Raw genomic sequence first — 9,158 nt, forward strand, 5'->3', positions numbered from 1 at the left:
CCTGTTTGAGCGAGAATTACTCGTCTTCCAGTTCGATGTTGATACCCAGCGAACGAATCTCTTTCAACAATACGTTGAAGGATTCCGGCATGCCCGGTTCCATCTGATGGTTGCCGTCCACGATGTTCTTATACATCTTAGTACGGCCATTCACGTCATCAGACTTAACGGTGAGCATTTCCTGCAAGGTGTATGCTGCGCCGTATGCTTCCAGCGCCCACACTTCCATCTCCCCGAAGCGCTGACCACCGAACTGCGCCTTACCACCCAGCGGCTGCTGAGTAACCAGGCTGTAGGAACCGGTGGAACGAGCGTGCATTTTGTCGTCGACCAGGTGGTTCAGTTTCAGCATGTACATGTAACCTACGGTTACCGAACGCTCGAACTGTTCACCGGTACGGCCGTCAAACAGCGTGATCTGACCGGAAGTCGGCAGGTCACCCAGTTTCAGCAGCTCTTTAATTTCCGCTTCTTTCGCACCGTCGAACACCGGCGTTGCGATCGGCATACCTTTGCGCAGGTTTTCAGCCAGACGCAGAACTTCTTCATCGCTGAAGGTATTCAGGTCAACTTTCTGACGAACATCAGCGCCCAGATCGTACGCACGCTGGATGAATTCGCGCAGTTTCGCGACTTCCTGCTGCTGTTTCAGCATGGCGTTGATCTTATCGCCGATACCTTTCGCAGCCATACCCAGGTGGGTTTCCAGAATCTGACCGATGTTCATACGAGACGGTACGCCCAGCGGGTTCAGTACGATGTCTACCGGCGTGCCGTTTTCATCGTAAGGCATATCTTCGATCGGGTTGATCTTAGAAATTACACCCTTGTTACCGTGACGACCTGCCATCTTGTCACCAGGCTGGATACGGCGTTTAACCGCCAGATATACCTTAACAATCTTCAGCACGCCCGGTGCCAGATCGTCGCCCTGAGTGATTTTGCGGCGTTTCGCTTCGAGTTTTTTCTCGAACTCGTGTTTCAGTTCGTCGTACTGCTCAGCCAGTTGCTCCAGCTGATTTTGTTTCTCTTCGTCGGTCAGGCCCAGTTCCAGCCAGCGATCGCGCGGCAGTTTGTCGAGCTTCTCAGCTTCAACGCCACCGGAAACCAGCACAGCGTGGATACGGCTAAACAGGCCAGCTTCGAGGATCTGCAATTCTTCAGACAGGTCTTTCTTCGCCTGCTTCAGCTGCATCTCTTCGATTTCCAGCGCACGTTTGTCTTTTTCTACGCCATCGCGAGTAAAGACCTGAACGTCGATAACCGTACCGGAAACACCGTTTGGTACGCGCAGAGAAGAGTCTTTAACGTCAGACGCTTTCTCACCGAAGATCGCACGCAGCAGTTTCTCTTCTGGCGTCAGCTGGGTTTCACCTTTCGGCGTTACCTTACCAACCAGAATGTCGCCGCCGGTCACTTCCGCACCGATGTAAACGATACCGGATTCATCCAGTTTAGAGAGCGCAGCTTCACCCACGTTCGGGATATCAGCGGTAATCTCTTCCGGCCCCAGCTTGGTGTCACGGGACACACAGGCCAGTTCCTGAATGTGGATGGTGGTGAAACGGTCTTCCTGGACAACACGCTCGGAAACGAGGATGGAGTCTTCGAAGTTGTAGCCGTTCCACGGCATGAACGCTACGCGCATGTTCTGACCCAGCGCCAGTTCACCGAGGTCGGTGGACGGACCGTCAGCCAGCACGTCGCCGCGCTCAACCGGCTCACCCAGAGAAACACACGGCATCTGGTTGATACAGGTGTTCTGGTTAGAGCGGGTGTATTTGGTCAGGTTGTAGATGTCGATGCCTGCTTCGCCCGGGTACATCTCGTCTTCGTTAACTTTGATAACGATACGGGACGCATCCACGTACTGAACAGTACCGCCACGTTTAGCAACCGCAGTTACACCGGAGTCAACGGCAACAGCACGTTCCATACCGGTACCAACCAGCGGCTTATCAGCGCGCAGAGTCGGAACCGCCTGACGTTGCATGTTCGCACCCATCAATGCACGGTTGGCGTCATCGTGTTCCAGGAACGGGATCAGGGACGCACCGACGGAAACCACCTGCTGGGTGGAAACGTCCATGTAGTCAACCTGGTCGCGGCTGAACAAGCTGGATTCGCCTTTGCTACGGCAGGTAACCAGATCTTCTACAAAGTGGCCTTCGTCATCCAGGTTGGAGTTCGCCTGAGCGATAACGTAGTTACCTTCTTCGATAGCAGACAGGTAATGAATTTCGTCAGTCACCACGCCGTCGGTGACTTTACGATACGGAGTCTCAAGGAAACCGTATTCGTTAGTCTGTGCATACACGGACAGGGAGTTGATCAGACCGATGTTCGGACCTTCAGGCGTTTCGATAGGACATACGCGACCGTAGTGGGTCGGGTGTACGTCTCGAACTTCGAAGCCTGCGCGTTCACGGGTCAGACCGCCTGGGCCGAGTGCGGAGATACGACGTTTGTGCGTAATCTCAGACAGCGGGTTGTTCTGGTCCATAAACTGAGACAGCTGGCTGGAGCCGAAGAACTCTTTCACTGCCGCGGAAATCGGTTTGGCGTTGATCATGTCCTGAGGCATCAGGGTATCCAGATCGCCCAGAGACAGACGCTCTTTCACCGCACGCTCAACACGCACCAGGCCAACGCGGAATTGGTTTTCCGCCATTTCGCCTACGGAACGGATACGACGGTTGCCGAGGTGGTCGATATCATCGACTTCGCCTTTACCGTTACGGATATCAATGAGCTTCTTCATCACGTCAATGATGTCGTCTTTGCTCAGGATACCGGAACCTTCAATTTCGTCGCGCAGCAGAGAACGGTTGAACTTCATACGACCAACCGCAGACAGGTCATAGCGGTCTTCGGAGAAGAACAGGTTCTCAAACAGGCTTTCAGCCGCTTCACGAGTCGGCGGCTCACCCGGGCGCATCATGCGGTAGATTTCTACCAGCGCGCTCAGACGATCGTTAGTCGGGTCGATACGTACCGTTTCAGAAATGTACGGGCCGTGATCCAGATCGTTGGTGAACAGCGTTTCGATACGCTTGTGGCCAGACTGGCTCAGCTTCGCCAGCAGATCCAGGCTCAGCTCCATGTTCGCTGCGCAGATCAGCTCGCCAGTTGATTCGTCAACGTAGTCTTTAGACGCCACTTTACCCGCGATGTACTCAACCGGAACTTCGATATGTTTGATATCGTCTTTTTCCAGCTGGCGAATGTGGCGCGCAGTAATGCGACGACCTTTTTCGACGTACACTTTGCCGTTGGCTTCGATGTCAAAGGAGGCGGTTTCACCACGCAGGCGTTCCGGCACCAGTTCCATCTGCAACTTGTTGTCGCGGATCTCGAAGATCACTTTCTCAAAGAACAGGTCCAGGATCTGTTCAGTGGTGTATTGCAGTGCACGCAGAATGATGGTCGCAGGCAGTTTACGACGACGGTCGATACGGACAAACAGGTTGTCTTTCGGATCGAACTCGAAGTCCAGCCATGAACCACGGTAAGGAATGATGCGTGCGTTATACAGTACTTTACCGGAAGAGTGAGTTTTACCTTTATCGCTGTCGAAGAAGACACCCGGGCTACGATGCAGCTGGGAAACGATAACACGCTCAGTACCGTTGATAACGAAAGTACCGTTGTCGGTCATGAGCGGAATTTCGCCCATGTAGACTTCTTGTTCTTTAATGTCTTTTACGGTGCCTTCCGGCGCTTCGCGCTCGTAGATCACCAGACGCAGTTTTACGCGCAGCGGTGCGGAATAGGTCACGCCACGGATCTGACATTCCTGAACGTCAAACACCGGTTCGCCAAGGCGGTAGCTGACGTATTGCAGCTCGGAATTACCGCTGTAGCTCTGAATCGGGAACACGGAACGGAATGCAGCTTCCAGACCGTACTGCCCTTCAGGATCTTGCTCGATAAACTTCTGAAACGAGTCAAGCTGGATAGAAAGGAGATAAGGTACATCCAGAACTTGTGGACGTTTACCAAAATCCTTACGAATACGTTTTTTCTCGGTATAGGAGTAAACCATAGGGTTCCTCAGCTCGCTGACAAGTCGACCCATCTGTCCTGCGGAGGGACAGTTTGTGCAACACTATTTTGTTGACCGGAAAATGGAATACTTTCCGCAATGCCTGTTGCTATCACGCTTAAACCATTTCATTGCGATTTACACAGAACGGGCGTTCTGTCGCAGTATATTAAGTCGTCGATAGAAACAAGCATTGTCAGGACAACCAGTAGTCAAACAGTGTGAAACGCTACTGGCGCCTTACAGCGCAAAAAGGCTGGTGACTAAAAAGTCACCAGCCATCAGCCTAATTTCTTAGGCTGCAACCGGAAGGGTTGGCTTATTTAACTTCAACTTCAGCGCCAGCTTCTTCCAGAGATTTTTTCAGAGCTTCAGCGTCATCTTTGCTCACGCCTTCTTTCAGAGCGGCCGGAGCAGATTCTACCAGGTCTTTAGCTTCTTTCAGACCCAGGCCAGTCGCGCCACGTACTGCTTTGATAACAGCAACTTTGTTAGCGCCAGCAGCTTTCAGAATTACGTCGAATTCAGTTTTTTCTTCAGCAGCTTCAACCGGGCCAGCAGCTACAGCTACAGCAGCAGCAGCGGAAACACCGAATTTTTCTTCCATTGCAGAGATCAGTTCTACAACGTCCATTACGGACATAGCGGATACTGCTTCAATGATTTGATCTTTAGTGATAGACATTTAAATTGTTCCTGAATATCAGAATAAGTTTATACGTAAGCGGATGCGTTACAAAGATAACTGCGATTAAGCAGCTTCTTTCGCATCGCGTACAGCAGCCAGAGTACGAACCAGTTTGCCAGCCGAAGCTTCTTTCATGGTTGCCATCAGGCGTGCAATTGCTTCTTCGTAGGTCGGCAGAGTTGCCAGGCGGTCGATCTGAGACGCCGGGATCAGCTCACCTTCAAAGGCAGCGGCTTTGACCTCAAATTTTGCATTCGCTTTCGCGAACTCTTTGAACAGACGAGCAGCAGCGCCCGGGTGTTCCATAGAGTATGCAATCAGGGTCGGACCAACAAACGTGTCTTTCAGGCACTCGAACGGAGTACCTTCAACGACGCGGCGCAGCAGGGTGTTACGAACAACACGCATGTAAACGCCAGCTTCACGACCTGCTTTACGCAGTTCAGTCATTTTATCTACAGTTACGCCACGGGAATCCGCAACTACTGCAGACAGCGCGCCTTTGGCTACTTCGCTGACTTCAGCAACAATCGCTTGTTTGTCTTGAAGATTTAAAGCCATTAGCTTTGCTCCTGGATGTTTGCCAGAGCTCATGCTCTGGAACTCACTTCACTCTCCTCAACGAGAAGAGCGTCTTAATACGGTGAGCAGAAACAAGCCAGAGTATAAAAAATAATCTTAGCGTTCTGTCACCGTCTACGCAGGGCATTAAGTTTCTTACGAAACACCTGCGGTCTTCGACGGAGGCCTGGATAGGCCAGGCTCCAACGAACAAATCTTGTCTATGACTTCGCCCTTTGAACCGTAGCCGCGTTAGCTGCTACAATTCAAATGACTCGCATAGAGTTCTGTTTATTTCAACAGAAACGTGGGGGTAAGATTGTAGACAAAATCACCGCCCACGTAAAGGCGAATATTAGTTCGCCACAGTCGCAGTCAGACCGGACTGATCAACGGCAACACCAGCACCCATGGTGGTGGAGATGCTAACTTTCTTGATGTACACGCCTTTCGCCTGAGTCGGTTTTGCTTTTTTCAGCGCAACCAGCAGAGCTTCCAGGTTTTCTTTCAGTTTGTCAGCGTCAAAATCCACTTTACCGATGGTGGTGTGGATGATGCCGTTTTTGTCGTTACGGTAACGAACCTGACCAGCTTTAGCGTTCTTAACCGCTTCAGCAACGTTAGGCGTTACAGTACCCACTTTCGGGTTCGGCATCAGGCCACGCGGACCCAGAACCTGGCCCAGTTGGCCAACAACGCGCATTGCATCCGGGGAAGCAATAACAACGTCAAAGTTCATTTCGCCTTTCTTGATCTGTTCAGCCAGATCTTCCATACCTACCAGTTCAGCGCCAGCAGCTTTAGCAGCTTCAGCGTTTGCACCCTGGGTAAATACGGCTACGCGAACGGAACGGCCAGTACCGTGCGGCAGTACAGTTGCGCCACGTACGTTCTGGTCAGATTTACGCGCGTCGATGCCGAGGTTAACGGCAACGTCTACGCTTTCTACGAACTTAGCAGTGGCCAGTTCTTTCAGCAGAGAGATAGCTTCGTTGATGTCGTACTGTTTGGTCGCATCAACTTTCTCACGGATCACACGCATGCGCTTGGTCAGTTTAGCCATTTCTTAGTCCTCCACTACCAGGCCCATGGAACGTGCAGTACCTTCGATGGAGCGAGTCATCGCTTCAATGTCGGCACCAGTCATGTCGGCAGCTTTGGTCTGCGCGATTTCCTGCAGCTGAGCGCGGGAAATTTTACCTACTTTGTCTTTGTTCGGCTTGCCGGAACCAGACTTAATACCAGCCGCTTTCTTCAGCAGAACTGCTGCCGGAGGCGTTTTGGTAATGAAGGTGAAAGAACGGTCAGCGTAAACGGTGATAACAACCGGAATCGGCAGACCTTTTTCGATGGAATCAGTTTTTGCGTTGAACGCTTTGCAGAATTCCATGATGTTTACGCCCTGCTGACCCAGAGCCGGACCTACTGGCGGACTCGGGTTAGCCATACCAGCTGCAACTTGCAGCTTGACGTAGGCTTGTACTTTCTTAGCCATTGCAATTTCCTCGTTTGGGTATAACGCCTGAAAACAGGCTCCCCGTGATATAAAAAAATCGTTTTACGGGCCAGGCCCATAAAAACAAAAGGCGCGAAATTGTATTCCAATCTCGCGCCTTGTGCAACGATTAAATCGCCGCTTTTTTGATCGCTGCTTAGGCTTTCTCAACCTGGGCAAAGTCCAGTTCTACCGGGGTCGCACGACCAAAGATAGAAACAGACACCTTCAGGCGGGACTTCTCGTAGTCCACTTCTTCAACAACGCCGTTAAAGTCAGCAAACGGACCATCGTTAACACGAACCATTTCACCCGGTTCAAACAGCGTTTTCGGACGCGGTTTATCACCGACCTGTTGCAGGCGGTTCATGATCGCATCAACTTCTTTGTCGCTGATTGGCGCCGGACGGTCAGACGTACCGCCGATGAAGCCCATCACACGCGGAACACTGCGCACCAGGTGCCAGCTTGCGTCGTTCATCACCATCTGAACCAGGACGTAGCCCGGGAAGAATTTGCGCTCGCTTTTGCGACGCTGGCCGCCACGGATTTCGACCACTTCTTCGGTCGGCACCATGACTTCACCAAACAACTCTTCCATATTGTGTAATTTGATATGCTCACGCAGCGATGTTGCTACGCGGCCTTCAAAACCGGAAAACGCCTGAACGACGTACCAGCGCTTTTTAGGAGCTTCAGACATCTCAGAACCTCAGGCCAGTGATAAAGGATACCAGGCGAACCAGAATACCATCCAGTCCCCACAGGATCAGTGACATTACTGCGGTAACCGCAGCCACAATCAGCGTGGTGTGCAATGTTTCCTGGCGAGTCGGCCAAATGACCTTACGGACTTCGGTACGCGCTTCACGGGCAAAAGCAACGGTTGCTTTACCTTTTGTCGTCAACAGCGCGACACCACCCGCTGCAGCAATCAGAATTACTACGGCCAGCGCACGCAGCGGCAGCATCATGTCGCGATAGAGGTAGTTGCCCACAATAGCCACAAGCAGCAATGCGACAACAACGACCCACTTCATCGCTTCCAGGCCGCGCCCGCTTCCTTGAGCTTCGGTATTCGCACTCATAAACCAACCTGTCAGAAGTATTCTACAAACATTTTCACCCCGCGTATGCGAGGCAATCCAAACCGAAATGCTCTGTGTTGCGTTTCGGACTAAACGCCCTCAGCAGAGCCTGTCTCAGCAATGATTATGACAAAAAAAATCACTGATGAGCCAGGTTCTGATATGAAAGCGTGCAAAAAGGGCATCAAATGATGCCCTTTTATTGCGCATTGCGTCAAATGTTATCAGCGATTAGCCGAGAACTTTAGCAACCACGCCCGCGCCAACAGTACGGCCGCCTTCACGGATTGCGAAACGCAGACCGTCGTCCATCGCGATCGGGTGGATCAGGGTAACAACCATTTTGATGTTGTCGCCCGGCATTACCATCTCTACGCCTTCCGGCAGTTCGATGGTGCCAGTCACGTCAGTTGTACGGAAGTAGAACTGCGGACGGTAGCCTTTGAAGAACGGAGTATGACGGCCGCCTTCGTCTTTGGACAGGATATAAACTTCAGATTCGAACTTGGTGTGCGGCTTGATGGAACCCGGCTTAGCCAGTACCTGACCACGTTCGATTTCTTCACGTTTGATACCACGCAGCAGAACACCTACGTTCTCACCAGCACGGCCTTCGTCCAGCAGTTTGCGGAACATTTCAACGCCAGTACAGGTAGACTTCGCAGTCTCTTTGATACCAACGATTTCAACTTCTTCGCCCACTTTGATGATACCGCGCTCTACACGACCGGTAACAACGGTACCACGACCGGAGATGGAGAATACGTCTTCGATCGGCAGCAGGAACGGCTTGTCAATCGCACGCTCTGGTTCCGGGATGTAAGAATCCAGGTAGCCAGCCAGTTCGATGATTTTCGCTTCCCACTCTGCGTCGCCTTCCAGCGCTTTCAGAGCAGAACCACGAACGATCGGCGTGTCGTCGCCCGGGAAATCGTACTGAGACAGCAGTTCACGCACTTCCATCTCAACCAGTTCCAGCAGCTCTTCGTCATCAACCATGTCGCATTTGTTCAGGAACACGATGATGTACGGAACGCCTACCTGACGACCCAGCAGGATGTGCTCACGGGTCTGCGGCATCGGGCCGTCAGTCGCAGCAACAACCAGGATCGCGCCGTCCATCTGCGCAGCACCGGTGATCATGTTTTTAACATAGTCGGCGTGGCCCGGGCAGTCTACGTGCGCGTAGTGGCGAGTCGGGGTGTCGTATTCAACGTGAGAAGTGTTGATGGTGATACCACGAGCTTTTTCTTCCGGCGCGTTATCGATCTGGTCGAATGC

General features: G+C 52.1%; 8 protein-coding genes. All 8 read right to left on the minus strand.

Annotation, left to right across the window (positions count from 1 at the left end; translation table 11 throughout):
- Positions 1-16 precede the first annotated feature (16 nt).
- Positions 17-4,045, minus strand: a complete 4,029-nt coding sequence (gene rpoB / locus OGX93_RS00760) for a DNA-directed RNA polymerase subunit beta (protein WP_024130652.1) — start codon at positions 4,043-4,045, stop codon at positions 17-19.
- Positions 4,046-4,364: 319 nt separating this feature from the next.
- Complete coding sequence (gene rplL / locus OGX93_RS00765; protein ID WP_012133812.1) at positions 4,365-4,730, minus strand: 50S ribosomal protein L7/L12; 366 nt, start codon at positions 4,728-4,730, stop codon at positions 4,365-4,367.
- A gap of 66 nt (positions 4,731-4,796) precedes the next feature.
- A complete protein-coding gene (gene rplJ / locus OGX93_RS00770) occupies positions 4,797-5,294 on the minus strand; it encodes a 50S ribosomal protein L10 (RefSeq protein WP_004097644.1) in 498 nt (165 codons plus the stop codon).
- Positions 5,295-5,649: 355 nt separating this feature from the next.
- Entirely contained in the window at positions 5,650-6,357 is a 708-nt protein-coding gene (rplA, locus tag OGX93_RS00775; RefSeq protein WP_012133813.1) for a 50S ribosomal protein L1, read from the minus strand.
- Between the two features lie 3 nt (positions 6,358-6,360).
- Positions 6,361-6,789, minus strand: coding sequence for a 50S ribosomal protein L11 (gene rplK / locus OGX93_RS00780; protein ID WP_012133815.1), 429 nt, complete (start codon positions 6,787-6,789; stop codon positions 6,361-6,363).
- 157 nt (positions 6,790-6,946) lie between these two features.
- A complete protein-coding gene (gene nusG, locus OGX93_RS00785; RefSeq protein WP_003862341.1) occupies positions 6,947-7,492 on the minus strand; it encodes a transcription termination/antitermination protein NusG in 546 nt (181 codons plus the stop codon).
- A gap of 1 nt (position 7,493) precedes the next feature.
- Positions 7,494-7,877 (minus strand): preprotein translocase subunit SecE, encoded by a 384-nt coding sequence (gene secE / locus OGX93_RS00790; RefSeq protein WP_012133816.1) that lies wholly within the window; start codon positions 7,875-7,877, stop codon positions 7,494-7,496.
- A 231-nt stretch (positions 7,878-8,108) separates the two neighbouring features.
- Positions 8,109-9,158: elongation factor Tu (tuf, locus tag OGX93_RS00795; RefSeq protein ID WP_286450944.1), on the minus strand; the 1,050-nt coding region annotated here is incomplete at its 5' end.

Origin of the sequence: Citrobacter sp. CK195, assembly GCF_030333365.1 — a bacterium.
Classification (GTDB): domain Bacteria; phylum Pseudomonadota; class Gammaproteobacteria; order Enterobacterales; family Enterobacteriaceae; genus Citrobacter_B; species Citrobacter_B koseri.

Coding starts and splice junctions, on each gene's coding strand:
- rplJ (WP_004097644.1), bottom strand. CDS start 5,294: ATGGCTTTAAATCTTCAAGACAAACAAGCGATTGTTGCTGAAGTCAGC.
- rplA (WP_012133813.1), bottom strand. CDS start 6,357: ATGGCTAAACTGACCAAGCGCATGCGTGTGATCCGTGAGAAAGTTGAT.
- rplK (WP_012133815.1), bottom strand. CDS start 6,789: ATGGCTAAGAAAGTACAAGCCTACGTCAAGCTGCAAGTTGCAGCTGGT.
- rpoB (WP_024130652.1), bottom strand. CDS start 4,045: ATGGTTTACTCCTATACCGAGAAAAAACGTATTCGTAAGGATTTTGGT.
- nusG (WP_003862341.1), bottom strand. CDS start 7,492: ATGTCTGAAGCTCCTAAAAAGCGCTGGTACGTCGTTCAGGCGTTTTCC.
- secE (WP_012133816.1), bottom strand. CDS start 7,877: ATGAGTGCGAATACCGAAGCTCAAGGAAGCGGGCGCGGCCTGGAAGCG.
- rplL (WP_012133812.1), bottom strand. CDS start 4,730: ATGTCTATCACTAAAGATCAAATCATTGAAGCAGTATCCGCTATGTCC.